General features: G+C 63.3%; 24 protein-coding genes and 1 pseudogene. 20 read left to right on the top strand and 5 right to left on the bottom strand.

All coding sequences use genetic code 11. The features are described 5' to 3' along the window. Nucleotides 1-41: 41 nt before the first annotated feature. The 3 genes from ACKTSM_RS09210 (at nt 42) to ACKTSM_RS09200 (ending at nt 4,549) form a co-directional block, all read left to right on the top strand. Nucleotides 42-2,549 carry a penicillin-binding protein 1A gene (locus ACKTSM_RS09210; protein ID WP_407874360.1) on the top strand — a complete coding sequence of 836 codons (2,508 nt, stop codon included), beginning with the start codon at nt 42-44 and terminating at the stop codon, nt 2,547-2,549. A 106-nt stretch (nt 2,550-2,655) separates the two neighbouring features. Then, nucleotides 2,656-3,783 carry a peptide chain release factor 2 gene (prfB, locus tag ACKTSM_RS09205; protein ID WP_407874359.1) on the top strand — a complete coding sequence of 376 codons (1,128 nt, stop codon included), beginning with the start codon at nt 2,656-2,658 and terminating at the stop codon, nt 3,781-3,783. A gap of 46 nt (nt 3,784-3,829) precedes the next feature. Then, nucleotides 3,830-4,549 carry a class I SAM-dependent methyltransferase gene (locus ACKTSM_RS09200; protein ID WP_407874358.1) on the top strand — a complete coding sequence of 240 codons (720 nt, stop codon included), beginning with the start codon at nt 3,830-3,832 and terminating at the stop codon, nt 4,547-4,549. A 40-nt stretch (nt 4,550-4,589) separates the two neighbouring features. Here the strand turns inward: ACKTSM_RS09200 and fabB are convergent, their stop codons facing one another. Together fabB and fabA are read right to left on the bottom strand one after the other, a co-directional pair. After that, nucleotides 4,590-5,819, bottom strand: coding sequence for a beta-ketoacyl-ACP synthase I (fabB, locus tag ACKTSM_RS09195; RefSeq protein ID WP_407874357.1), 1,230 nt, complete (start codon nt 5,817-5,819; stop codon nt 4,590-4,592). Between the two features lie 34 nt (nt 5,820-5,853). Then, nucleotides 5,854-6,363, bottom strand: coding sequence for a bifunctional 3-hydroxydecanoyl-ACP dehydratase/trans-2-decenoyl-ACP isomerase (fabA, locus tag ACKTSM_RS09190; RefSeq protein WP_407874356.1), 510 nt, complete (start codon nt 6,361-6,363; stop codon nt 5,854-5,856). Nucleotides 6,364-6,531: 168 nt separating this feature from the next. Between fabA and ACKTSM_RS09185 the strand changes: the two genes are divergently transcribed. After that, nucleotides 6,532-6,987 carry a GNAT family N-acetyltransferase gene (locus ACKTSM_RS09185; RefSeq protein WP_407874355.1) on the top strand — a complete coding sequence of 152 codons (456 nt, stop codon included), beginning with the start codon at nt 6,532-6,534 and terminating at the stop codon, nt 6,985-6,987. Next, on the top strand, nt 6,984-7,697 hold the full coding sequence (locus ACKTSM_RS09180) for an esterase/lipase family protein (RefSeq protein ID WP_407874354.1): 714 nt from the start codon (nt 6,984-6,986) through the stop codon (nt 7,695-7,697). The genes ACKTSM_RS09185 and ACKTSM_RS09180 overlap by 4 nt, the downstream gene beginning before the upstream one ends. A gap of 3 nt (nt 7,698-7,700) precedes the next feature. On the opposite strand, the gene ACKTSM_RS09175 is transcribed toward ACKTSM_RS09180, so the two are convergent. After that, nucleotides 7,701-8,714 (bottom strand): 2-hydroxyacid dehydrogenase, encoded by a 1,014-nt coding sequence (locus ACKTSM_RS09175; RefSeq protein WP_407874353.1) that lies wholly within the window; start codon nt 8,712-8,714, stop codon nt 7,701-7,703. 101 nt (nt 8,715-8,815) lie between these two features. On the opposite strand from ACKTSM_RS09175, the gene ACKTSM_RS09170 reads away from it, so the two are divergent. Next, a complete protein-coding gene (locus tag ACKTSM_RS09170; RefSeq protein ID WP_407874352.1) occupies nt 8,816-9,301 on the top strand; it encodes an SH3 domain-containing protein in 486 nt (161 codons plus the stop codon). 25 nt (nt 9,302-9,326) lie between these two features. On the opposite strand, the gene ACKTSM_RS09165 is transcribed toward ACKTSM_RS09170, so the two are convergent. Both ACKTSM_RS09165 and ACKTSM_RS09160 read right to left on the bottom strand, forming a co-directional pair. Next, nucleotides 9,327-9,743: a hypothetical protein gene (locus ACKTSM_RS09165; protein ID WP_407874351.1), complete on the bottom strand. Its 417-nt coding sequence runs from the start codon at nt 9,741-9,743 to the stop codon at nt 9,327-9,329. Nucleotides 9,744-9,785: 42 nt separating this feature from the next. Continuing rightward, nucleotides 9,786-10,982, bottom strand: coding sequence for a thiolase family protein (locus ACKTSM_RS09160; protein WP_407874350.1), 1,197 nt, complete (start codon nt 10,980-10,982; stop codon nt 9,786-9,788). A gap of 153 nt (nt 10,983-11,135) precedes the next feature. On the opposite strand from ACKTSM_RS09160, the gene ACKTSM_RS09155 reads away from it, so the two are divergent. From ACKTSM_RS09155 to nuoH, 14 genes and pseudogenes are all read left to right on the top strand, one after another. Further along, nucleotides 11,136-12,566 carry a coniferyl aldehyde dehydrogenase gene (locus tag ACKTSM_RS09155; RefSeq protein WP_407874349.1) on the top strand — a complete coding sequence of 477 codons (1,431 nt, stop codon included), beginning with the start codon at nt 11,136-11,138 and terminating at the stop codon, nt 12,564-12,566. Then, complete coding sequence (locus ACKTSM_RS09150) at nt 12,563-13,792, top strand: hypothetical protein (RefSeq protein ID WP_407874348.1); 1,230 nt, start codon at nt 12,563-12,565, stop codon at nt 13,790-13,792. The genes ACKTSM_RS09155 and ACKTSM_RS09150 overlap by 4 nt, the downstream gene beginning before the upstream one ends. A 130-nt stretch (nt 13,793-13,922) precedes the next feature. Next, nucleotides 13,923-14,297: an NADH-quinone oxidoreductase subunit A gene (locus ACKTSM_RS09145; protein ID WP_407876345.1), complete on the top strand. Its 375-nt coding sequence runs from the start codon at nt 13,923-13,925 to the stop codon at nt 14,295-14,297. Between the two features lie 71 nt (nt 14,298-14,368). After that, nucleotides 14,369-14,914 carry a NuoB/complex I 20 kDa subunit family protein gene (locus ACKTSM_RS09140; protein ID WP_407876344.1) on the top strand — a complete coding sequence of 182 codons (546 nt, stop codon included), beginning with the start codon at nt 14,369-14,371 and terminating at the stop codon, nt 14,912-14,914. 11 nt (nt 14,915-14,925) lie between these two features. Next, nucleotides 14,926-15,453 carry a hypothetical protein gene (locus tag ACKTSM_RS09135; RefSeq protein WP_407874347.1) on the top strand — a complete coding sequence of 176 codons (528 nt, stop codon included), beginning with the start codon at nt 14,926-14,928 and terminating at the stop codon, nt 15,451-15,453. Further along, the gene (locus ACKTSM_RS09130) at nt 15,450-16,307 is read left to right on the top strand and encodes an NADH-quinone oxidoreductase subunit C (RefSeq protein ID WP_407874346.1); all 858 of its coding nucleotides are present in this window, start codon (nt 15,450-15,452) and stop codon (nt 16,305-16,307) included. Before ACKTSM_RS09135 ends, ACKTSM_RS09130 begins: the two co-directional genes overlap by 4 nt. Next, nucleotides 16,304-17,515, top strand: coding sequence for an NADH-quinone oxidoreductase subunit D (locus tag ACKTSM_RS09125; protein WP_407874345.1), 1,212 nt, complete (start codon nt 16,304-16,306; stop codon nt 17,513-17,515). Before ACKTSM_RS09130 ends, ACKTSM_RS09125 begins: the two co-directional genes overlap by 4 nt. After that, nucleotides 17,515-18,186: an NADH-quinone oxidoreductase subunit NuoE gene (gene nuoE / locus ACKTSM_RS09120; protein WP_407874344.1), complete on the top strand. Its 672-nt coding sequence runs from the start codon at nt 17,515-17,517 to the stop codon at nt 18,184-18,186. The genes ACKTSM_RS09125 and nuoE overlap by 1 nt, the downstream gene beginning before the upstream one ends. Next, nucleotides 18,183-18,365, top strand: a complete 183-nt coding sequence (locus ACKTSM_RS09115) for a hypothetical protein (RefSeq protein ID WP_407874343.1) — start codon at nt 18,183-18,185, stop codon at nt 18,363-18,365. The genes nuoE and ACKTSM_RS09115 overlap by 4 nt, the downstream gene beginning before the upstream one ends. Beyond that, a complete protein-coding gene (locus ACKTSM_RS09110; protein WP_407874342.1) occupies nt 18,362-18,541 on the top strand; it encodes a hypothetical protein in 180 nt (59 codons plus the stop codon). The genes ACKTSM_RS09115 and ACKTSM_RS09110 overlap by 4 nt, the downstream gene beginning before the upstream one ends. Further along, the gene (nuoF, locus tag ACKTSM_RS09105; protein WP_407874341.1) at nt 18,531-19,835 is read left to right on the top strand and encodes an NADH-quinone oxidoreductase subunit NuoF; all 1,305 of its coding nucleotides are present in this window, start codon (nt 18,531-18,533) and stop codon (nt 19,833-19,835) included. The genes ACKTSM_RS09110 and nuoF overlap by 11 nt, the downstream gene beginning before the upstream one ends. Beyond that, nucleotides 19,832-20,521: a hypothetical protein gene (locus ACKTSM_RS09100; RefSeq protein WP_407874340.1), complete on the top strand. Its 690-nt coding sequence runs from the start codon at nt 19,832-19,834 to the stop codon at nt 20,519-20,521. Before nuoF ends, ACKTSM_RS09100 begins: the two co-directional genes overlap by 4 nt. Continuing rightward, a complete protein-coding gene (gene nuoG / locus ACKTSM_RS09095; RefSeq protein WP_407874339.1) occupies nt 20,514-22,529 on the top strand; it encodes an NADH-quinone oxidoreductase subunit NuoG in 2,016 nt (671 codons plus the stop codon). The genes ACKTSM_RS09100 and nuoG overlap by 8 nt, the downstream gene beginning before the upstream one ends. Beyond that, nucleotides 22,526-23,557, top strand: a pseudogene (gene nuoH / locus ACKTSM_RS09090) (NADH-quinone oxidoreductase subunit NuoH); the annotation flags it as partial. The gene nuoG and the pseudogene nuoH, both read left to right, overlap by 4 nt. Nucleotides 23,558-23,802 lie beyond the last annotated feature (245 nt).

The following is a 23,802-nucleotide window of genomic DNA, read 5'->3' as shown; positions in this document are numbered from 1 at the left end:
CTAGCTTTCCCTGACGAGACGCGATAAGCCGCAAGTCCCCCATGACCGAAACCGATCAACTCACCTTCGCCGAATATTTCCGCTATCGCCTCGCGCGCGACACCCGGCTTGCCGTCGCATGGTCCGCAGAGAAATGGCGTACGAGCCTTCTGTTCAAGATCGCGGCTGCGGGCCTGGCCGCGCTGTTCGTCGGCTGGCTCGCCTTATGGGCATGGCTCGCAAGCGACTTGCCCGAGGCTGAAAGCCTCGCCGAATACCAGACCCCGCTTCCCACCATGGTGCGCGGCATCGATGGCGAGATCGTCCATTCCTATGCCCGCGAACGCCGGGTCCAGCTGCAATATGCCGACTTTCCCGACCGGCTGATCGAGGCTTATCTGTCGGCCGAGGACAAGACCTTCTTCAGCCATAGCGGGGTCGATGTCACCGGCACCGCCAATGCGGTGTTCGACTACGTGACCAAATACGGGTCGGGCGAGAGAGCGGTCGGCGGATCGACCATCACCCAGCAGCTGGCGAAAATCCTGCTCCTGGGCGACGAATATTCGGTCACCCGCAAGCTCAAGGAGATGATCCTTGCAAGCCGGATCGAGGAAGTGCTCAGCAAGGAGGAGATCCTCGAGCTCTACCTCAACGAAATCCCGCTTGGCCGGCGCAGCTTCGGGGTCCAGGCGGCTGCGCGAGCCTATTTCGACAAGGACGTTGGCGAGCTTGACCTGCACGAGGTCGCGTTTCTCGCAATCCTTCCCAAGGCGCCCGAACGCTATGGCCGAAGCGGGCAGGAACAGGCCGCGCTTGCCCGGCGCGATTTCGTGCTGCGCCAGATGGAGGAAAACGGTTTCATCACCGAGGCCGAGCGCGCCGCTGCCGCTGCTCAGCCGCTCGGGCTCGTGCGCCAGCGTTCGCAGCGCAGCGCCGATGCGGGCTATTTCCTCGAGGAAGTGCGCCGGCAGCTGATCGCCGATTTCGGCGAGACCGCCGAGGACGGGGAGAACAGCGTCTATGCCGGAGGGCTGTGGGTGCGCACCTCGCTCGATGTCGAGATGCAGGACGCCGCGCGCGATGCCTTGCGCACAGGACTGGTGCGCTATCACGGCTCGCGCGGATGGTCTGGACCGATTGCCACGATCAACATGGACGATGGCAATTGGGCCGGGCAATTGGCAAGCTCGTTCCTTTCGATCAGCTACGAGAACTGGCGCGTGGGTGTCGTCACCCGGCGCGAAGGTTCGTCGGCCACGATCGGCTTTTCCGACGGAGAAGAGGCGCCGCTTTCCAACCTGCCCAATGCGCTGAAGGCCGGCGATGTGATCGCGGTTTCGCCCGCTGGCAATGGCTACCGGGTGCGCTCGATCCCCGAAGTGCAGGGCGCGATCGTGCTCCAGGATTCGCAGACCGGGCGGGTGATGGCGATGCAGGGCGGATTCGATCACCGCCTGTCCGACTTCAACCGCGCGACCCAGGCCAACCGTCAGCCCGGGTCGACGATCAAGCCCTTTGTCTATGCCACCGGTCTCGATAACGGCATGACCCCTTCGACCGAGATCGACAACACGCAGTTCTGCTATTTCCAGGGCCGCCAGCTGGGTGAAAAATGCATTCGCGGCGGGCGCGCCGGCCAGTTCCCGATGCGCTACGGGCTCGAGCAATCGCAGAACATCATGACCGTCCAGATCGGGATGCAGGCGGGAATGGAAAACGTGGTCGACACGATCGAGACGCTCGGCATTTCCGAGGATCCCGACCCCTATGCCGCGACATCGCTCGGTTCGGAGGAAACCACCGTCCTCAAGATGGTTTCAGCCTATTCCGCCATCGCCAATCACGGCCGACTCAACCAGCCCACGCTGATCGACTACGTGCAGGATCGTCAGGGCAAGGTGATCTGGCGCGCCGACGAGCGCAGCTGCAATGGTTGCAACATGGCCGAATATGACGGCAGCCCGATGCCGCGCTTCGGGCTCAAGGGCACCGAGGCGATGGACCCGCGCACCGCGTTCCAGGTCCAGCACATGCTCGAAGGGGTGGTCACCCGCGGCACCGCGACCATTCTGCGCGATCTCGAATTGCCGCTGTTTGGCAAGACCGGCACCACTTCTGGGCCAAAGGACGTCTGGTTCGTGGGCGGCACCCAGCGCATGGTGGTGGGTGCCTATATGGGCTTTGACACCCCGCGCAATATGGGCGGCTATGCCTTTGGCGGCACGCTTGTCGCGCCGATCGTCAAGGACATGATACGCAAGACCCGCGATCGCTGGTCCCCGCTCCCCGCAATCGCGCCCGAAGGGATCCGCATGGTCCGCGTCGACCGCCGGACCGGCAAGCGCGTGCTCGATGGCTGGCCATCGGACGATCCGCGCTCGGACATCATCTGGGAAGCCTTCAAGCCCGATACCGAGCCCGAACAATCGACACGGCAGGACGAGATCGCCGCCAAGCGCGACGAGATCCTCGCCCTGATCCGCGCCAGTCGCCAGGGCGGTCGCGAAACCCGCACAAGCGAGGGTGAACCGACCAATTTCGCCGAGGAACAAGGCGGCATCTACTAATCGAAACCGGCCGGTGCGCGCGCGATCCCTCGCAGCGCCCGGCATGCTTTACATTCGCTGCCCCGTCGTTAATCGGGACGGCCAGGACTTGACGTGAGGAATTGTTATGCGGGCCGAAGCCCAGGCCTTTATCGAGCGGATCGAAGCCGCTCTCGACCTGGTCAAGCAATCGCTCGACTGGGAGCGCGCGCTGCGCCGCCTCGACGAGCTTAACGCGCGCGTGCAGGACCCGAGCCTCTGGGACGATCCCAAGCAGGCGCAAAAAATCAGCCGCGAACAGAAGCTGCTCGAAACCTCGGTCAACACCGTCAACGAGATTTCGGCCGAGATGGGCGATGCGATTGAGTTCATCGAGATGGGCGAGGCAGAGGGCGAGGAAAGCATCATCAACGATGGCTTGAGAAGCCTCGAGACGCTGGCCAGGCGCGCCGATGCGGACAAGGTGCAGGCGTTGCTTTCGGGCGAGGCCGACGGCAACGACACCTATCTCGAAATCCATGCCGGCGCAGGCGGGACCGAATCGCAGGACTGGGCCGAAATGCTCTTCCGCATGTATGCGCGCTGGGCCGAGCGGCGCGGCTTCAAGGTCGAGACGGTCGAATATCAGGCTGGCGACCAGGCCGGTATCAAGTCGGCGACGCTGCTGCTCAAGGGCGAGAACGCCTATGGCTATGCCAAGACCGAGAGCGGGGTGCACCGGCTCGTGCGGATCAGCCCCTATGACAGCGCGGCCAAGCGCCACACCAGTTTCTCCAGCGTCTGGGTCTATCCGGTCATCGACGACGATATCGAGATCGAGATCGACCCTTCCGATCTCAAGATCGACACCTATCGCGCATCGGGCGCAGGTGGCCAGCACGTCAACACCACCGACAGCGCGGTGCGGATCACTCACCAGCCCACCGGCATCGTGGTGGCCAGCCAGAACGACCGCAGCCAGCACAAGAACCGCGCCACCGCGATGAACATGCTCAAGGCGCGGCTCTTCGAGCGCGAAATGGCCGAGCGCGAAGCGGCGGCATCGGGCGAATACCAGGAAAAGAGCGATATCGGGTGGGGACACCAGATCCGATCCTATGTGCTCCAGCCATACCAGATGGTGAAGGACCTGCGCACCGGAGTGACCTCGAGTTCGCCGGACAAGGTGCTCGACGGCGAGATCGACGATTTCATCTCAGCCGCGCTCGCCCAGCGGGTGACCGGCGAGACGGTCGAAGTGGAGGATGTCGAATGAAGGCGGCGCGGGCAGGCGTGGCAGGAGCGCGGGGGCGGGCCATCAGATGACCCTGCGCGCCGCGATCCTTGCTTCGGGCCTGTGCCTTGCCTTGTCCGCCTGTGATCTCATCGCTCCTGTCAGCGACCGGCCGGAAACCGCGCGAGATTTCCCGCAGCCAGATCGCCCGGTGTCCGAAATCGTCTCGAACCAGTTTTCGAACGAGGATGCACGCGATGAGCGCGGCGAGGCGCAGGCGGTGATGGACATGGCCGATATCGCCGAGGGGATGACAATTGCCGATATCGGCGCGGGTGAGGGCTATTACACCGTCCGCCTTGCCGCCAGGGTGGGGGAAACCGGGCGCGTTCTGGCCCAGGATATCGATCGCGAGGCGCTCGAGAGGCTGGGTCGAAGGGTCGAGCGCGAGCGGCTTGAGAACATCTCGATCAAGCTGGGCGAAGCGGACAATCCGCACCTGCCTGCTGACAGTTTCGACCGGATCTTCCTCGTTCACATGTATCACGAAGTGACCGAGCCCTACGCCTTCCTGTGGCGCATGTGGCCCGCGCTCGCCGAGGGCGGACAGATTATCGTCGTCGATGTCGACAGGCCCACCAACCGGCACGGCATCGCGCCGGCATTGCTGTTCTGCGAATTCGAGGCGATCGGATACAAGCTCGTCGAATTTGTCGAGCGCCCTGATCTCAAGGGCTACTTCGCGCGTTTCGAACGCGGCGAGGAGCGCCGCGCGCCCGAGCGGATCGAGGTTTGCAGCAACGGGTGACGAAAGAAGCGGGCGCCGAACGCCCGCTCCCTTCTCGTGATCAATCGCGGTAGCGCGAGAGGCACATCGATCCGTTGGTGCCGCCGAAGCCGAACGAATTGGTCATCACCGTGTCGAGCCCGGCATTCTCGACCAGCTCGGTCGCGATTTCCTCGGGCTTGAGCGCGGGGTCTAGCGTTTCGACATTGATCGACGGGATGATGAAATCATGCTCGAGCGCGAGCAGGCAATAGACCGCTTCCTGCGCGCCAGTGGCGCCCTGGCTGTGCCCGGTCATCGACTTGGTCGATGAGACAGGCGGTGTCGAACCTTCGCCGAAGACCCGGCGCACCGCCTCGATCTCGCCGACATCGCCGACCGGGGTCGAAGTGCCGTGGGCGTTGATATAGCTGACCTTGCGGTCCTCGCCGAGCGTTCGGATCGCGCCGCGCATCGCCCGCTCACCGCCTTCGCCCGAGGGTGCGACCATGTCGGCCCCATCGGAAGTCGCGCAGAAGCCGGTGACCTCGGCATAAATCTTGGCCCCGCGTGCAAGCGCGTGATCGAGGTCCTCGACCACCACCATCGCACCGCCGCCGCCGATCACGAAACCATCGCGGTCGGCATCGAAGGCGCGGCTCGCACGTGCCGGCGTGTCATTGTACTTGCTCGACATCGCGCCCATCGCGTCGAACAGGCAGGAAAGGGTCCAGTCGAGTTCCTCGCCGCCGCCTGCGAACATCACGTCCTGCTGTCCTAGCGCCACCTGCTGCGCGGCCATCCCAATGCAGTGGAGCGAGGTCGAACAGGCCGAGGTTATCGAGAAGTTCATGCCCTTGATCTGATACGCCGTCGCAAGGTTAGCGCTGACGGTCGAGGACATGGTCTTGGGCACGGCGAACGGGCCGATGCGCTTGGTATTGCCGGTCTTGAGCACGGTCTGGTGTGCTGCGAGCATCGCCGAGGTCGAAGGACCGCCCGACCCGGCGATCACGCCGGTCATCGGATTGACGATATCGCTTTCCTCGAGCCCTGCATCTTCGATCGCCTGGCCCATCGCGATGTGGGCATAGGCAGCGCCCGGACCCATGAAACGCAGCGTGCGCTTGTCGACATGTTCCTTGATGTCGAGATCGATCGCGCCCGCCACCTGCGAGCGGAAGCCGTGTTCGGCCATTTCCTCGTTGAAGGTGATGCCCGATCTGCCCGCCTTGAGCGAGGCAAGCACTTCGTCTGCATTGTTGCCGATCGAGGAGACAATCCCCAATCCGGTGATCACTACACGCCGCATAATGTCCTCTTTTCGCTGGTGTGCCGGAAGCCGATCAGGCTTCGGACAGCGCCACCTTCATGTCCTTGACCTGGTAGATGACCTCGCCATCGGCTTCGACGCGGCCATCGGCGACGCCCATGGTCAGACGCCGGGTCTGAACCGCCTTGGTGAAATCGACGTAGTAGGTGAGCATCTTACGATCGGGCCGGACCATTCCGGTCAGTTTGACCTCGCCCACGCCAAGCGCATACCCGCGCCCCTTCCAACCGCGCCAGCCCAGGTTGAAGCCGGTCAACTGCCAAAGCCCGTCGAGCCCGAGACAGCCGGGCATGATCGGGTTGCCGGGGAAATGGCATTCGAAAAACCACAGGTCGGGGGTGATATCGAATTCGGCCACCACGTGACCCTTGCCGTGTTCGCCGCCATCACCTGAAATCTCGGTGATCCGGTCCATCATCAGCATCGGCGGTTCGGGCAATTGCGCGTTACCGGGGCCGAACAGTTCGCCCCGCGCGCATTTCAGAAGATCGTCACGATCAAAGCTGGTTGGATAGTCGGTCATCCCGGCTCTGTGCTCCTCGCCTTATGTTCTCAATTCGAGGCAGCGCCTAGCAGTCTGCTTGGGCAAGGAAAAGGGGACATCCGGAGGCGGTTGATAATTGCCAAGCGATTGCAATGACCCGCGCTTTGGTCGATCTGTGATTGCCCGCAGGCACAGCAGGAACACGAGATGGATGTCCGTCGTAGCGATCTGAGCGAACCCGAAGTGAAGCAGCTGCTCGCATTGCATCACTCCGAGATGAGAGGCTACTCGCCGCCGGGCACCTGCCACGTGCTCGATATTGACGCGCTGCGAGCGCCGGACATCGATGTGTTTGCAGCCTGGGATGGCGACCGCTTGCTGGCGATCGGCGCGCTCAAGGCGCATGACGGCTTTGCCGAAATCAAGTCGATGCGCGCCCATCCCGATGCCCGCGGACAAGGGGCGGGCAGGGCAATCCTGGCGCACCTGCTCGACCATGCCCGCAGCACGGGACACCCGTCCGTCAAGCTTGAGACAGGTTCGGGCGGCCTGTTCGCCGATGCCATTGCGCTCTACGAGAAATTCGGTTTCGTCCGCTGCGCGCCCTTCGCCGGCTATACTCCGGGAACCTTCACCCGGCTTTATTCGCTCGACCTGTCATGAGCGGCGAGAAGCCCCCGCCAATTCGATTGTGGTTGCGCGAGCTCCCGCTCCTGCCCGCGATCTGGGTCAACAAGGCGCGGCGGGTGAAGCCCGGCGAGCTCAAACGGTGCCCGCGTGAAGGCCAGCCAGTGCTGGTTTTCCCCGGGATCCTGTCGGGAGACCGCGCGACATCGCTGCTGCGGCGATCGCTAGACGCGGCGGGGTTTCGCGCCTTTCCCTCGACCTTCCGGCTCGTCACCGGGGTCAACGAGGAGACCTTTGCGCAGGCCGAGGCGCGGCTCGATGAAGTGGCCGGGCAATGCGGGTGCAAGCCGGTCCTTGTCGGTTGGAGCCTCGGAGGGATCATCGCCCGCGTGCTCGCCCAGCGCCATCCGGACAAGGTGGCGATGGTGGTTACCCTCGGCTCGCCCTTTTCGGGCGACCGGCACGCGAACAATGCCTGGCGCATCTACAACGCGATGAACGATCACACCGTCGATGATCCCCCGTTGCCCGACGATCCATCGGTCAAGCCGCCGGTTCACACGGTCGCGCTGTGGTCGCGCAATGATGGAGTGATCGCGCCCGAATGCGCGCGTGGGCGGGACGGCGAGCGCGATGTCGCGATCGAGGTTCCCGCGCGCCATTTCGCCTACGGTTCTTCGCGCCGCCAGGTTGCCGAGATCGTGGGCATCATCTCCGAACAGCTCGCCCGGATCGACGATAGCTGAAAGTCAGACCAGGCCGCTCAGGACCTGGTCGGGCGGACGGTGGCCGTCCTTCCAGAACTGGATATTGGCGATCACCTTCTCGCCCGACGCCTCGCGCCCCTCGACAGTAGCGCTGCCGATATGCGGCAGGGTCATCACGTTGGGATGGGCGATCAGCCGGCGGTCGATATCTGGCTCGTCGGGATAGACATCGAGACCCGCGCCGGAGAGATGCCCAGATTGCAGCGCCGCGATCAGCGCGTCCTGGTCGATCAGTTCGCCGCGGGCAGTGTTGATCACGCAGGCGCCCTGCTTCATCAGCGCGATCCGGCGCGCGTCGATCATGCCGCGCGTGGCATTGGTGAGCGGGCAGTGCAGCGAGAGGATATCGGCCTCGGCAACGAGAGTGTCGAGATCGGCGACGAAGCGCACGCCGAGCATCTGTTCGAGTGCGGCAGGCAGCGGCTTGCGGTTGTGATAAGCCACTTCGAGCCCGAATGCCCGCGCGCGGTGCGCCACGGCCTGTCCGATCCGGCCCATGCCGATGATGCCGAGCACCTTGCCACCGATCTTGCGGCCGAGCATGGCCGAGGGTGCCCAGCCGGTCCATTCGCCCTTGCGCACGAGCTCCACGCCTTCGCGAATCCGGCGCGGCACTCCGATGATCCCGGCCATGGCGATATCGGCGGTGTCATCGGTGAAAACGCCGGGGGTGTTGGTGACGATGATCTTGCGAGCGCGCGCGGCTTCGAGGTCGATATGTTCGACCCCGGCCCCGAAATTGGCGATCAGGCGCAGCCGCTCTCCTGCACCCTCTATCATTGCGGCGTCGATCCGGTCGGTGACGGTCGGCACCAGCACGTCGCAATCCGCCATCGCCGCGACCAGCGCGTCGCGTGTCATCGGCACGTCGTCCCTGTTGAGCACCGCCTCGTAAAGCTCGCCCATGCGCGCTTCGACGGCCGGGGCTAGGTGACGCGTGACGACGACGCGGGGCTTGTCGCCGTGAAATTCTGGCGGGGATTGCGGATCGGACATGGCCGATGTCGCTAGGAGCAATCCTAGTCGCGGGTCAAGCGGTCCGGGACGCGTGCATCACCGGCTTGATTGCCGCGCTGCCAAGACGTTATCAGGCACGCATGAAATCACTTCGTCCGCTTGTCTTAGCTCTGTCGTTTGCTGTTCTTGCCGTTGCAGCGCTGACCGTCCCGGCGCAGGCGCAGGACCGGGAGGTGCCCTATTGGGCGGTGCTGCGCTTCGACGAGGTCAATATGCGCGTCGGGCCGAGCGAGGCTTACCGCATTGCTTGGGTCTATCGCCGACAGGGCCTCCCGGTGCGGGTGCTGCGGCTGCGCGAAGGCTGGCGGCTGGTCCAGGACCATGAAGGCGAGCAGGGGTGGATCGCGTCGAGCCAGCTGCGGCTGGCGCGCGGAGTGCTGGTGACAGGCGAGGGCCATGCCGACATCCGCGCCGAAGCATCGCCGCAATCGTCGCTGCGCTGGCGCGCCGAACCGGGCGTGGTCGGCGCGCTGCTGGGCTGCGAACAGGGCTATTGCGAAGTCGATATCGCCGGGCGCACCGGGTGGATTGCCGAAAATCGCTTGTGGGGCGCGGGGGAACCGTGATCGCTTCCCGCGCGGCGCCTTGCGATTAGCCAGCCATGCGGCGGATCGTCCAGCTGTCCTCGGGATCCTCGATGTTGATCACGGTCCAGCTGCCGTCTTCGCCGCTCATGCCCTGTTCGTAACAAGACGGCGCGTCGGCTTCTTCCAGCTGTGAGCAGAAATGGCGGCTCGCCGGGTCATAGGTCCAAGTGCCTTGCGCGCTTTCATCACCGAAGCGGTTGACCAGCGTGCCATCGGCCCTGACGTCCTGGATGACGACCGTCCCGTCAGGCGCAATTGCCTCGAAGGTGCCGACAGCCGGCCCGCCATCGCTTGCCAGCATTTCGGCACCCCCGGCGTCTTGCGCCTGCGCGTCCGATTGCGCGGTTTGAGCCGCTTCCTCGCCGCATGCGGCAAGTGCGAGACTGGCGAGCATGGCTACGCCGACATTTCTGATCTTCATCCTTGTTTCCCCCCAATGAAATGATTGCATTCGAATTCTTGGTCAGACCAGCTCGACCGCGACCGCCGTTGCCTCGCCGCCGCCGATACACAGCGAAGCGACGCCGCGCGTCTTGCCCTGCTGCTTGAGCGCGTTGAGAAGCGTCACGATGATGCGCGTGCCCGACGCGCCGATCGGGTGACCGAGCGCGGTTCCGCCGCCATTGATGTTGATCTTGTCGTGGTCGATCCCAAGATCGCGCATCGCGAACATCGCGACACAGGCAAATGCCTCGTTGATTTCGAACAGGTCGACATCCTCGACCGACCAGCCCGCGCGTTCGAGCACCTTTTCGACCGCAGGAATCGGAGCGGTTGTGAACTTCGAAGGCTCCTGCGCATGCGCGGCCATGGCAACGATCCGCGCCACCGGCTGCTGGCCGTTGGCCTTTGCCACGCTCTCACGGCTCAGGACGACCGCGGCCGCACCATCCGAAATCGAGCTCGAGGTCGCCGCCGTGATCGTGCCATCCTTGGCAAAGGCGGGGCGCAGCTGAGGGATCTTGTCGGGGCGGCCCTTGCCGGGCTGCTCGTCATGCTCCACCACGGTTTCGCCCTTGCGGGTCTTCACCGTGACCGGCACCACTTCGCCGTCGAACGCGCCGCTCTCGATCGCCTTGTTCGCGCGTTCGAGCGAGGTGATCGCATAGGCGTCCATGTCCTCGCGGGTCAGCTGGTAATCGTTGGCCGTATCCTGTGCGAAAGTGCCCATTGCGCGGCCTTCCTCATAAGCGTCTTCGAGCCCGTCGAGGAACATGTGGTCGTAGGTGGTGTCATGACCGATCCGCGCGCCCGAGCGGTGCTTCTTAAGGAGGTAGGGGGCGTTGGTCATGCTCTCCATGCCGCCGGCGACCACGTAATCGACTGTCCCGCTGGCGAGCGCTTCGGCGCCCATGATGACGGTCTGCATGCCGCTGCCGCAGACCTTGTTGACGGTGGTCGCCTGGACCGATTTGGGGAGGCCCGCCTTGACCAGGGCCTGGCGAGCGGGGGCCTGGCCGAGGCCGGCAGGAAGCACGCAGCCCATATAGGCGCGGTCGAACTTGTCGCCGGCTACGCCCGAACGATCGACCGCGGCCTTGACCGCGACCGCGCCTAGGTCGGTGGCCGAGACATTCGCGAACGCGCCCTGCATTCCGCCCATGGGGGTGCGCGCAAAGGAAAGGATGACGATCGGGTCGTCGGCGTTGAATTGGGTCATGCGGATGTCCTTGAACTCGGAAGATGAAATTTCGGGTGCGATGTAATGACGCGCCCGCCACTTGGCAATCGCCAGGCCAGCGCGCTTGCATGGATCGAGGGTTTGGGCGAGAACCCATGGCAAATTGCAACCAGATGCCCGAGGGGAAGACCAATGGCCGACGATCGCCGCGACGAACTAGAAGCTCTCCTGCGACGCCAGCGCGACGCCTTCACCGCCTCGCGACCCGAGACGATGGGCATGCGCAAGGACCGCATCAAGCGCGCGATGGCGCTGATCAAGGATCACGGCGAAAGCCTGTGCAAGGCGATGAGCGCCGATTTCGGCAATCGCGCGATGGAGCAGTCGATGCTGACAGACATCGCCGCCACGGTCGGGGCAGGGCGGCATGCTCTCAAGCACATGGACAAGTGGGCAAAGCGCGAGAGGCGTTCTGTCCAGTTCCCGCTCGGCCTGCTCGGTGCCAAGGCCGAGCTGCGCTACGAGCCCAAGGGCGTGATCGGGATATTGAGCCCTTGGAATTTCCCGGTGCAGCTGGCCTTCGGCCCGTTGATGCAGGTCTTTGCCGCGGGCAACCGCGCGATGATCAAGCCGAGCGAGTTCACCGAGCGCACCAGCCTGCTCATGGCCGAACTTGCCGAGGAATATTTTACGCCGGACGAGCTCGCCGTGGTCACCGGCGGGCCCGAAGTCGCTGCGGCGTTTTCATCGCTGCCCTTCGATCATCTCGTCTTCACCGGCTCGACAGCGACGGGGCGGCGGGTGATGCAGGCGGCTGCCGAGAACCTGGTCCCGGTCACGCTCGAACTCGGAGGCAAATCGCCGGTCATCATGGGACGCAGCGCCGACTTCGCCAAGGCCGGCGAACGCATTGCGTTGGGCAAGATGATGAATGCCGGCCAGATCTGCCTTGCCCCTGATTACATGATCGTGCCCGAAGACAAGGAAGACGAGGCCGTCGCCGGGGTCTCCGAAGGCGTTTCCGCGATGTATCAGACGCTGCTCGAAAACGACGACTATGCCTCGATCGTTTCCGACCGCCATTTCGAGCGGCTCCAGAGCTTGGTCGCCGATGCGCGCGACAAGGGTGCCGAGGTGATCGAGGTCAATCCGGGCAATGAGGATTTTTCGAACGCCAACCAACGCAAGATGCCGCTCACCATCCTCAAGAACGTAACCGAGGATATGACCGCAATGCAGGAGGAAATCTTCGGACCCGTCCTGCCGGTCAAGACCTACAAGGCCGTCGACCAGGCGGTCGATTACGTCAACGAGCACGATCGCCCGCTCGGCCTTTATTATTTCGGTCACGACAGCGACGAGCAGGAGCGCGTGCTCACCCGCACGATCTCGGGCGGGGTGACGACCAATGACGTGATCTTCCATGTCTCGATGGAAGACCTGCCGTTCGGCGGTGTCGGCCCATCGGGTATGGGTGCCTATCACGCGATCGAGGGCTTCCGCGAGTTCAGCCATGCGCGCGCGGTCTATCACCAGCCCAAGATCGACATCGCCAAGCTCGGCGGATTCAAGCCGCCTTATGGCAAGGCGACAGAGAAGGCTGCTGCGCAGATGATGAAGTGAGGGCGCTGCTCGTCGCGGCGGTGCTGTGCCTCAGCGCTCCGCTTGCCGCGCATGAACTCCCCAATTGGCGAGCCGTCGATGCCGAAACCGGGCAGATCCGCGACGTCGAAAGGCTGGAGGCGCTTGCCGCTGATTTTCCCGACAGCGGCTCGGTGCGGTTGCGACTGCTCAACGCGCAATTGGGCGAGGGTGATGTCGAGGCCGTATTGGCGAGCCTCGCCTGGCTGCAAGAGCGTGGCTACATTTTCAGCGAAGCCGCACAGGCGCAGATCCCCGAACTGATCGGCGAAGAACACGCCGAGAGCGCTCGCGCTCTACTGATCCGGCAGCCGGACGTGATCGAGGCGAGCGAGGCTATTGCGCTAGTCCCTGCCGGGGCCGGCCTGGTCGAGACGGTTCTCGCATATGATGAAGCGCTCGTCGTTACATCGGTAACGCGCAATTCCCTGTGGGTTCTCGCACCATCTTGCGACTGGCTATCGGTGCCAATCGCCGGGGTTAGCGATCTTTCGGGGATCGTCCGCGTCCCCGGAGACAGCGAGGGGTGGGCGGCGTCGTCGAACCTCGATGGTTCGGACGATGCGCCAGGGCTGTTCAACGGCCTGCTCTATTTGTCAGACGACCTTGAAAACCCCGCCCGCATCCCCGCGCCCGAAGGCGTGGCTCTGTCCGATCTTTCGATCGCGGCGGACGGCACGGTCTATGCGAGCGACCCGCTGGGTGGCGGCATCTACCGCAAACCGGCGGGCATCGATGCTCTGGAATCACTGGTTGCGCCCGGCACATTCCGTTCGCCGCAGGGATCGGCCGTGAGTGCCGACGGGACGCGGCTCTATGTCAGCGACTACCGCTACGGGCTTGCCATGATCGATATCGAATACGGCACGGTTTCGCGGGTGGCGAGCGATGTTCCGGTCCTGCTCGATGGCGTGGACGGTCTATGGCGCCACGGACACGAACTGATCGCAATCCAGAACGGCACATCGCCAATGCGGATCAGCGCGTTTACCTTGTCCGGGGACGGGACGCGGATCGTCGCCGCGCGGGTGCTCGAACAGGCCCATGGCGAGTGGACCGAACCGCTGGGCGGTAGCCTTTCGGGTGAGCACCTCGTCTATGTCGGCACCGGCCAGTGGGACCGCTACGACAAGGGCGCGCTCAAGGATGGCATGCAAGCGATCCCAACACAGATACGCAGACTTCCGCTCGGTTCCGGAGACAATTGACCTGGGCGCAGGGCCGCGTTCCAATCTGCGCAACAGATATGTGGCAAAATCCGCGAGTCGCGCCCTTGCGTGGGGACAGCGAGCGGCCTAGAGGCGTGTCCAATTGGACCCAGCAAGCCAGGAAATCCTCGTGGTCGACCTAGAGCAGTATCTTCCGATACTGATTTTCATCTTCATCGCCTTCGGGCTGTCCGTCCTTTTCGTGTTCCTGCCGATGGGCGTCTCGCGCCTCACCGGCACGCACAATCCGGACGCGGAAAAGCTGTCCGAATACGAATGCGGTTTTCCCGCGTTCGAGGATGCGCGCAGCCAGTTCGACGTGCGGTTCTACCTCGTCGCGATCAGCTTCATCATCTTCGACCTCGAAGCCGCGTTCCTGTTTCCCTGGGCAGTCAGCCTCGGCGAAACCGGCTGGATCGGCTGGGCGGGCATGATGGTGTTCCTCGGCATCCTTGCCATCGGGCTTGCCTATGAATGGAAGAAGGGAGCTCTGGACTGGGAATGAGCACCAATCCGAACATTGATCCCGCTCTTGCCGGGCAGACCGCGCTGAACCCGGCGCTTGACGGACACCGGATGCGCGATGCCGCGCTTGCCACCGCCGAGGGCGGCGAAGTGCGCCAGCCCGATGCCGATTATTTCAAGGCGCTCCAGACCGAGGTCAACGACAAGGGCTTCCTCGTCACCTCGACCGAAGACCTGTTTCAGTGGGCGCGTACTGGCTCGCTGTGGTGGATGACCTTCGGGCTCGCCTGCTGCGCGGTCGAGATGATCCACGTCAACATGCCGCGCTACGACATGGAGCGTTTCGGCGTCGCCCCGCGCGCATCGCCGCGCCAGTCGGACGTGATGATCGTTGCCGGGACCCTGTGCAACAAGATGGCCCCGGCGCTGCGCAAGGTCTACGACCAGATGTCCGATCCCAAATACGTGATCAGCATGGGTTCGTGCGCCAATGGCGGCGGCTACTACCACTATTCCTATTCGGTGGTGCGCGGCTGCGACCGCATCGTGCCGGTGGACATCTATGTTCCCGGCTGCCCTCCGACCGCCGAGGCGCTGCTCTATGGCGTGATGCAATTGCAGCGCAAGATCCGCCGCGCGGGCACGATCGAGCGTTGAGGGGCACCGGGATGACGATCATGAAAAACCCGCTTGTCGCCTCGTGCGTGGCTGGCCTTGCCGCTTTCGGCACGCAGGCAAGCGCCGAAACCGTTGGTGGAACGCCGGCGCAATTCGAGGTCGAAGGCGCCGTGCTGAGCGCGCACATGCCCTGCGCCGAACCGGTTCGCGCCCCCGGCGAAGACGGGCTAAGCGTCGTGATGTGCATCGATGACGATGCGATGTTCGTCTTTGCCAGTTCGATCGGCGTGCCTGCCGACCATCCGAGCGCGCTCGTCTCCGATTTCGACGCGGCCTATCGTGATATCGAGCAGTCGCACGACACCGTCTCGATCGACGAAACCGAGATTGACGGCCGCCGGGCCATGGCTGCCGAGCGCGGGCCGGAAAGCTTCGGCGTGATGCGCGCGATCCAGTTCGCATCCGACGGCCTCGTCTATGCCGTAGCGATGAGCGGCGGCGATGGCGAAAGCGCCGCAAACGACGAGGAAGAACAAGTCATGCGTGCCTTTGTCGCATCGCTGGAGGTGTCCGAGTGAGCGTCCTTCATCCCGCCCCCCGTTTCGCTTCCAATCACGGCGTTCTCGACGTGCTGCGCGCCAGTCTCGGCGGCGCGGTCGAGCACGCGCATGAAGAGCACGGCGAGATCGTGATCACCGTCAAGCGCAGCGATATCGAACCCGTGCTGCGCACCCTGCGCGACGATCACGAATACCAGCAGCTGATGGAAATTGCCGGGGCCGACTATCCCGACCGCGACGAGCGGTTCGAGGTCGTTTATATGCTTCTCAGCCTGACGAAAAACCACCGCGTGATGGTCAAGTGCGCGACTGACGAGAACGAGCCGGTGCCCACGGTCACGACGCTCTGGCCGAATGCAGGCTGGCTCGAACGCGAGGTGTTCGACCTCTACGGCGTGGTCTTTGCCGGCAATCCCGACCTGCGCCGCATCCTCACCGATTACGGCTTCGAAGGGCACCCGTTCCGCAAGGACTTCCCGATGACCGGCTATACCGAGCTGCGGTATTCCGAGGATGAAAAGCGCGTGGTCTACGAGCCGGTCGAGCTTGCCCAGGACATGCGCAGTTTCGACTTCCTGTCGCCGTGGGAAGGAGCGGATTACGTGCTCCCGGGCGATGAGAAGGCGGGCGATCCGCCCCCGGTCGACGAGCCCAAGACTACCGAGAAACCCGAAGACACCGGTGCCGGCGAGGCGGCGAACGAGGCCGCGGCCGAAGGCACCGATGCCAATCCGCCGGAAATGGTCGACACCGATATCGACCAGGACGAGACCGTGCCCGAACCGACCGAAGATCGCCCCGATCGCGAAGCCTCGGAAGGCGAGGTGCGCGACACCAAATCGGCTACCGAGCCCAAGGAGGACGACGCATGAGCGTCCAGATCGAGGAATCGCCGACCACCGATGGTCAGGTGATCACCAATTACACGATCAATTTCGGTCCGCAGCACCCCGCCGCGCACGGCGTGTTGCGCATGATCATGGAACTGGACGGCGAAGTGATCGAGCGCGTCGATCCGCATGTCGGCCTGCTCCACCGCGGCACCGAAAAGCTGATCGAGCACAAGACCTATCTCCAGGCGCTGCCCTATTTCGACCGGCTCGATTATTGCTCGCCGCTATGTCAGGAGCACTCTTACGTGCTCGCGATCGAGAAGCTGCTCAACATCGAAGTGCCCGAGCGTGCGCAATATCTGCGCGTGCTGTTCGCCGAGCTGACGCGCATCTGCAACCACATGCTCAATATCGGCGCGCACGTGATGGACGTGGGCGCGATGACGCCCAACCTGTGGGTGTTCGAGCTGCGCGAAGACTGCATGAACTTCTTCGAGCGCGCTTCGGGTGCGCGGATGCACGCCGCGTGGTTCCGCCCGGGCGGCGTCCACCAGGACGTGCCGGAAAAGCTGCTGGTCGATATCGGCGACTGGCTCGACAACCGGTTCTTCCAGCTCTTCGACGATGCGATGAGCCTCGTCATGGACAACCGCATCTTCAAGCAGCGCAATGTCGATATTGCCGTTGTCAGCCGCGATGATGCGATCGCATGGGGCTTTTCCGGCCCGATGATCCGCGCCGCCGGCATTCCGTGGGACCTTCGAAAGTCGCAGCCCTACGACGTCTATGACCGGATGGATTTCGACATTCCCGTCGGCACCAATTCGGACTGCTACGACCGCTTCATGGTGCGGGTGAACGAGGTGCGCGAGAGCGCGAAGATCATCAAGCAGTGCATCCGCGACATGCCGCAAGGGCCTGTCGCGAGCACCGACAACAAGGTTGTCCCGCCCAAGCGCGGCGAGATGAAGCAGTCGATGGAAGCGCTGATCCATCACTTCAAGCTCTACACCGAGGGCTTTCACGTGCCCGCGGGTGAGGTCTATGTCGCCACCGAAAGCCCCAAGGGCGAGTTCGGCGTCTATCTCGTCAGCGATGGCACCAACAAGCCTTATCGCTGCAAGATCCGCCCGACCGCATTCAGCCACCTCCAGGCGATGGACATGATGAGCAAGGGACACATGCTGGCCGATGCCACCGCCATTCTTGGCGCAATCGATGTCGTTTTCGGGGAGTGTGACCGCTAATGGCTGACCGCAATCCCGCACCCGATACGCCCGAACTTCGCGCGCGCTGGGGTTCGTTCGAGTGGACACCGGCGAACAAGAAAACCGCCGACTATCATATCGCCAAATATCCCGAGGGCCGTCAGAAATCGGCGGTGATGCCGCTGCTCGACCTTGCCCAGCGGCAAGTTGGCGAAGAAACGAACACGCAGGGCTGGCTGCCGCTGCCGGTGATCGAATATGTCGCGAACTATCTCGACATGCCGGTGATCCGCGTGCTCGAGGTCGCGACCTTTTATTTCATGTACAATCTGAAGCCGGTCGGGAAATATCACGTCCAGGTCTGCGGCACGACGCCATGCATGCTGCGCGGTTCGGACGCATTGTTCGAAACCTGCGCCAAGCGCGGGATGAAGAAGGGCGCCGTGTCCGAGGACGGGCTGTGGACGCTTACCGAGGTCGAGTGCATGGGCAATTGTGCGACTGCGCCGATGGTCCAGATCAACGACGACAATTACGAGGACCTTACACCCGAACGCCTCGATGCGGTGCTCGACGCGCTGGCAAGGGGTGAGAACCCCGAGCCCGGCACGCAGGAACCTGGGAGGCACACCAGCGAACCGTCGGGCGGGCCGACTACCCTGAAAGAGATGGTCGATGCCAACCACGATTACCGGGGTGACTGGTCATGAACGTGGGAACGATCGCGATGCTGATTGCGGGCCTGTTCTGCTTCGGCGTCGGCGCTTACCTCGCCGCGACCGGCAACCGCACGACCGGCATCGCGCTGATGGCTATGGGCCTGATCTTCCAGGTCCTGACGCTGCGTCAGCTCAAATCGGCGCGGCGAACTCACGGGGACGAGCAATGAACCGCATCACGCTCATCGTTTTCGCCATCGGCGTCCTGATCGCGCTTTATGGCCTCTATTCGCTCGTCGCGAGCGGAGAGGGCTTTCTGTTCATTTTCGGCGGCATCGTGATCACCGCGATCGCCGCGGGCATCTTCGGCAAGACGCACGCAAAGGGTTCAAACGATGCTGGCTGACAAGGACCGCATCTTCACCAATGTCTATGGCTTCCAGGACTGGGGCCTGAAGGCAGCGCAACAGCGCGGCGACTGGGACGACACCAAGTCGCTGATTGCGCGCGGCGAAGACTCGATCATCGACGAGATTAAGGCCAGCGGATTGCGCGGCCGGGGCGGGGCGGGTTTTCCGACCGGCCTCAAGTGGTCGTTCATGCCCAAGGAAAGCAAGGATGGCCGCCCGAGCTTCCTCGTCATCAATGCCGATGAATCCGAACCCGGTTCATGCAAGGACCGCGAGATAATCCGCCACGATCCGCACAAGCTGATCGAAGGCGCGCTGGTCGCCGGTTTCGCGATGCGCGCGCGTGCCGCCTATATCTACATTCGCGGCGAATATATTCGCGAGGCCGAAACCCTGCAGAAGGCGATCGACGAGGCTTATGACGCGGGCCTGATCGGCAAGAATGCGAGCGGATCGGGCTACGATTTCGACGTGTTCATGCATCGCGGCGCGGGCGCCTATATCTGCGGCGAAGAAACCGCGATGATCGAAAGCCTCGAAGGCAAGAAGGGCCAACCGCGTCTCAAGCCGCCATTCCCGGCAGGTGCGGGCCTCTATGGCTGTCCGACCACGGTCAACAATGTCGAATCGATCGCGGTGGTGCCGACCATCCTGCGCCGAGGCGGCAGCTGGTTTGCCAGCTTCGGGCGCGAAAACAACCACGGCACCAAGCTGTTTCAGATCTCGGGCCATGTCGAAAAACCCTGCGTGGTCGAGGAAGCGATGAGCATCCCCTTCCGCGAGTTGATCGAAAAGCATTGCGGAGGGATTACAGGGGGTTGGGACAATCTCCTCGCGGTCATTCCGGGCGGGTCCTCGGTCCCGCTGGTGCCCGCCAAGGAGATCATGGATTGCCCGATGGATTTCGACGGGCTCAAGGATCTCGGCTCGGGCCTTGGCACCGCGGCGGTAATTGTCATGGACAAGTCGACCGACATCGTGCGCGCGATCAGCCGCATCTCCTATTTCTATAAGCATGAAAGCTGCGGCCAATGCACGCCGTGCCGCGAAGGCACGGGCTGGATGTGGCGCATGATGGAGCGGCTGCGCACCGGCGATGCCGCGATCGACGAGATCGACATGCTCTACGAAGTGACCAAGCAGGTCGAAGGCCACACGATCTGCGCGCTAGGCGATGCGGCCGCCTGGCCGATCCAGGGCCTTATCCGGCACTTCCGCCCCGAACTCGAGGAGCGCATCCGCGAGCACAACGCGAAATTCGCTGCTGAAACGCTCGAGGCCGCCGAATGAAGCGTCTCGTCATCCTGTGTGCGCTCGGCGCGATGATCGCCGCACCGGCGCTTGCGCAGTCGCGCCTGCCCACGGCCAAGGAGCGCAACGTGACCATGCAGCGCCTCGCGGTCGAGGCGTGGACCGCGTGCATCGCCGACGAATTCGTCGAGGAGGTACACGAAGTCCTCACGCTCGATTTCCGCACGCTCAAATATAGCCGCAAGATCGAAAAGCTCGCCAGTGAGCGGGTTAGTGATCGCTGCTTCAATGCCATGCCGCGCGACTATCGCCGGATCGAACTGAGCGGACTGCCCTTTGCCGGCGGGCTTGCCGAACAGGCGATCGAGCGCACGAGCGACGAACCGCTCCTGATGCGGCTTTCGATGGCTGCGATCGGCAAGCCGGCAGAGACCTATTCCTACACCGACGCGGTGGCCAATTGCGCCGTGCGAGGGGCGCCGCACCTGGTGGCGAACCTGTTCGGAACCGATGTCGCCTCGGTCGAGGAAACCGATGCGCTCGAACAGCTCGAACCGGTTTTCATGATCTGCACCCAGTCCGGCCCGGCGATCGATGCCAGCCCGCTCGCCACGCGCTCAATGCTCGCCACCGCCAGTTACCGCCTCCTTGCCGCTCAGGACGAGTCCGGCGAGGAACAGGCCACCGACGCCAGCCGCTCCGAAGAAAGCGAAGACGATGCCTAAAGTCACCGTAGACGGCGAACAGATCGAGGTCCCCGAGGGGGCAACCGTGCTGCAGGCCTGCGAGCTTGCCGGCAAGGAGATCCCACGCTTCTGCTATCACGAACGTTTGAGCATTGCCGGCAATTGCCGCATGTGCCTGGTCGAGGTGAAGCCCGGACCGCCCAAGCCGCAGGCCAGCTGCGCGCTTCCAGCCGCGGAAAACCAGGAAATTCGCACCGACAGCGAGATGGTCAAGAAGGCCCGCGAAGGGGTGATGGAGTTCCTGCTCATCAATCACCCCCTCGACTGCCCGATCTGCGATCAGGGGGGCGAGTGCGACTTGCAGGACCAGGCGGTTGCCTATGGCCGTGGCGGGAGCCGCTACGACATGAACAAGCGCGCGGTGACCGAGAAGTATATGGGCCCGCTGATCAAGACGATCATGACCCGCTGCATTCACTGCACGCGATGCGTGCGTTTCTCCGAGGAAATCGCCGGCGTCGATGAAATCGGCGCGCTGCATCGCGGCGAAGACATGCAGATCACCACCTATCTCGAACAGGCCGCAAGCCACGAGCTATCGGCCAATGTGATCGATCTGTGCCCGGTCGGCGCACTCACCAGCCGCCCCTACGCATTCGAAGCGCGTCCGTGGGAGCTGAAGCGCACGCTCAGCATCGACGTTTCCGACGCGGTGGGCGCGAATATCGCGCTGCATTCGAAAGGCCGCGAAGTCATGCGCGCGCTTCCGCGCATCAATGAGGACGTCAACGAGGAATGGCTGTCGGACAAGGGCCGCTACCAGGTCGATGGCCTGACGCGCCGACGGCTCGACAAGGTTTATGTGCGCAAGGACGGCAAGCTCGCTCCTGCCAGCTGGAACGAGGCTTTCACCACCATCGCCGACAGGCTCGCGGGCGACAAGGCAAGCATTGCCGCGGTCGCTGGCGACCTCGTCGACTGCGAAACCATGTTCGCGGCAAAGACGCTGCTCAAGGCGTGCGGATCGAACCTTGTCGAAGGTCGCCAGACCGGCATGACCTACGACGTGTCGAACCTTGCCGCGGTCAATTTCAATTCGACCCTGGCAGGGATCGAGACCGCTGACGCGATCCTGATCGTGGGCAGCCACATCCGCTGGGAAGCCGCGCTGGTGAATGCACGGATTCGCAAGGCGGTAAAACACGGCGCGAAGGTCTTCGTGATCGGTCCGCAATGGGAAACGACCTATCCGGCAGAATTCCTCGGGGACGACCTCAAGGTTCTGAACCGCGTGCCTTCCGCGCTCGGCGATGCGATGAAGAATGCCGAACGTCCCGCTGTCATCCTCGGCGGCGCCGCGCTGGCTGCCGGCGCGCTTGGCGCAGCGCTCAAGCTGGTAGGCAAGTTCGGTCTCGTGAAGGATGGCTGGAACGGCTTCAACGTGCTGCACATGAGCGCGGCGCGCATGGGTTCGCTGATGCTCGGCTACGCGCAGGACGGCGGCATGGCCGATATCGCTAACGCCAAGCCGAAAGTGCTGCTGAGCCTCGGTGCCGACGAGATGGACTACGAGGCGTTCGAGACCAGCCTCAAGGTCTATATCGGCCATCACGGCGACAAGGGCGCGCACGCGGCCGACATTATTCTTCCCGCGGCGAGCTATGCCGAAAAGGACGGCACCTACGTCAACACCGAGGGCCGGGTGCAATATGCCGAAAAGGCGGTGTTCGCTCCGGGCGATGCGCGTGAAGACTGGACAATCCTGCGCGCGCTCGCCGATGCGCTGGGCGTGAGCGTCGGTTTCGACAGTTTTGCCGAACTCCAGGCCGCGATGGTCGACGAAGTGCCGGCGCTGGGCGAGGAAGGGCTCGCCGATTACGGCAAGCTTCCCAAAGCCGACAGCAGCGCCAAGGCCGAAGGGACCATCAGCGAATACCCGATCAGGGATTTCTACCTGACCAACCCCATCGCCCGCGCCAGCGCGGTGATGCAGCGGTGCTCTGCTGAAATCCTCCACGGCGACGAAATCAAGGAGGCCGCGGAATGACCGAGTTCTTCCAATCGCTCGGCATGTCCTATGAATGGGCATGGGGCGTTGCCACCATTGCCGGTATCCTGCTGATCGCTCTGCCGCTCATGCTGGCGGTTGCCATGGTGATCTACGTCGACCGCAAGGTGCTGGGTGCGATCATGCTGCGGCGCGGGCCCAACGTGGTCGGGCCGTTTGGCCTGCTCCAGTCCTTTGCCGATGGCCTCAAGGTGTTCCTTCAGGAAACCATCATTCCGACGGCAGCGAACAAGGGCATTTTCCTGCTTGCGCCGATCATCACCTTCACCGTTGCGCTCGCTGCCTGGGCTGTGATTCCCTTCGATGCGGGCGTGGTTCTGGCGGATATCAATGTCGGCCTGCTCTACATTCTCGCGATTTCCTCGCTCGGCGTTTACGGCGTGGTGATGAGCGGGTGGGCGTCGAACTCGAAATACCCGTTCTTCTCGGCCATGCGCGCAGCAGCGCAGATGATCAGCTACGAGGTCTCGATCGGCTTCGTCCTGGTGTGCGTGGTGCTGTGGGCGGGCACTTTCAACATGAGCGGCATCGTCGAGGCACAGCGCGGACACGGGCTGGGGATCGTCAACGGGTTCTTCTTCAACATCCTGTTGTTCCCGATCTTCGTGGTATTCTTCATCTCGGCGCTTGCCGAGACCGCGCGCGCCCCGTTCGACCTGACCGAGGCTGAGAGCGAGCTCGTCGCCGGTTACCAGACCGAATATTCGAGCATGAGCTTCGCGCTGTTCTGGCTGGGTGAATATGCAAACATCCTTCTGATGTGCTCGCTGTGCACTCTGCTGTTCTTCGGCGGTTGGCTGCCCCCGCTCGAGATCGAGTTCCTCTATTTCGTCCCTGGCTTCATCTGGTTCCTGCTGAAGACCTTCATGTTCTTCTTCATGTTCAGCTGGATCTGGGCGACCGTGCCGCGTTACCGCTACGACCAGCTGATGCGGCTTGGCTGGAAGGTATTCCTGCCGATGAGCCTGATCTTTGTCGCGGTAATTTCCGGCTACCTGATGGCCACGCGTTACGCTGATCAGCGCTTGGTTGATCGCGGTGAACCGTCAGCGACCACGTTGGCTGCGCTCGGTGCCTCGGATGTATGTCGGCTTGTCACGTCGGACGACTATTCTGAGACTGTCGGTGGGCGCAAAGGTGAAGCCTTGAACGTATATCTGTTCCGACCAGCACGACACGGCGCTCAAGATGTTCCGGTCGAGATACTCCACCCGACCCGCTTGGCGGGGAAAGCGTCCTTCTCGATGGAAAC

Source organism: Qipengyuania nanhaisediminis (assembly GCF_045862805.1).
GTDB classification, from domain to species: Bacteria; Pseudomonadota; Alphaproteobacteria; order Sphingomonadales; family Sphingomonadaceae; genus Erythrobacter; species Erythrobacter nanhaisediminis_A.
The sequence above is the reverse complement of the archived record's forward strand: the minus strand, read 5'-3'. Positions and strand labels throughout refer to the sequence as shown.

Bases quoted from the DNA above. Each gene is read 5' to 3' on its own strand.
- ACKTSM_RS09210 (WP_407874360.1), top strand. From the start codon at position 42: ATGACCGAAACCGATCAACTCACCTTCGCCGAATATTTCCGCTATCGC.
- prfB (WP_407874359.1), top strand. From the start codon at position 2,656: ATGCGGGCCGAAGCCCAGGCCTTTATCGAGCGGATCGAAGCCGCTCTC.
- ACKTSM_RS09200 (WP_407874358.1), top strand. From the start codon at position 3,830: ATGACCCTGCGCGCCGCGATCCTTGCTTCGGGCCTGTGCCTTGCCTTG.
- fabB (WP_407874357.1), bottom strand. From the start codon at position 5,819: ATGCGGCGTGTAGTGATCACCGGATTGGGGATTGTCTCCTCGATCGGC.
- fabA (WP_407874356.1), bottom strand. From the start codon at position 6,363: ATGACCGACTATCCAACCAGCTTTGATCGTGACGATCTTCTGAAATGC.
- ACKTSM_RS09185 (WP_407874355.1), top strand. From the start codon at position 6,532: ATGGATGTCCGTCGTAGCGATCTGAGCGAACCCGAAGTGAAGCAGCTG.
- ACKTSM_RS09180 (WP_407874354.1), top strand. From the start codon at position 6,984: ATGAGCGGCGAGAAGCCCCCGCCAATTCGATTGTGGTTGCGCGAGCTC.
- ACKTSM_RS09175 (WP_407874353.1), bottom strand. From the start codon at position 8,714: ATGTCCGATCCGCAATCCCCGCCAGAATTTCACGGCGACAAGCCCCGC.
- ACKTSM_RS09170 (WP_407874352.1), top strand. From the start codon at position 8,816: ATGAAATCACTTCGTCCGCTTGTCTTAGCTCTGTCGTTTGCTGTTCTT.
- ACKTSM_RS09165 (WP_407874351.1), bottom strand. From the start codon at position 9,743: ATGAAGATCAGAAATGTCGGCGTAGCCATGCTCGCCAGTCTCGCACTT.
- ACKTSM_RS09160 (WP_407874350.1), bottom strand. From the start codon at position 10,982: ATGACCCAATTCAACGCCGACGACCCGATCGTCATCCTTTCCTTTGCG.
- ACKTSM_RS09155 (WP_407874349.1), top strand. From the start codon at position 11,136: ATGGCCGACGATCGCCGCGACGAACTAGAAGCTCTCCTGCGACGCCAG.
- ACKTSM_RS09140 (WP_407876344.1), top strand. From the start codon at position 14,369: ATGCGCGATGCCGCGCTTGCCACCGCCGAGGGCGGCGAAGTGCGCCAG.
- ACKTSM_RS09135 (WP_407874347.1), top strand. From the start codon at position 14,926: ATGACGATCATGAAAAACCCGCTTGTCGCCTCGTGCGTGGCTGGCCTT.
- ACKTSM_RS09125 (WP_407874345.1), top strand. From the start codon at position 16,304: ATGAGCGTCCAGATCGAGGAATCGCCGACCACCGATGGTCAGGTGATC.
- nuoE (WP_407874344.1), top strand. From the start codon at position 17,515: ATGGCTGACCGCAATCCCGCACCCGATACGCCCGAACTTCGCGCGCGC.
- ACKTSM_RS09115 (WP_407874343.1), top strand. From the start codon at position 18,183: ATGAACGTGGGAACGATCGCGATGCTGATTGCGGGCCTGTTCTGCTTC.
- ACKTSM_RS09110 (WP_407874342.1), top strand. From the start codon at position 18,362: ATGAACCGCATCACGCTCATCGTTTTCGCCATCGGCGTCCTGATCGCG.
- nuoF (WP_407874341.1), top strand. From the start codon at position 18,531: ATGCTGGCTGACAAGGACCGCATCTTCACCAATGTCTATGGCTTCCAG.
- ACKTSM_RS09100 (WP_407874340.1), top strand. From the start codon at position 19,832: ATGAAGCGTCTCGTCATCCTGTGTGCGCTCGGCGCGATGATCGCCGCA.
- nuoG (WP_407874339.1), top strand. From the start codon at position 20,514: ATGCCTAAAGTCACCGTAGACGGCGAACAGATCGAGGTCCCCGAGGGG.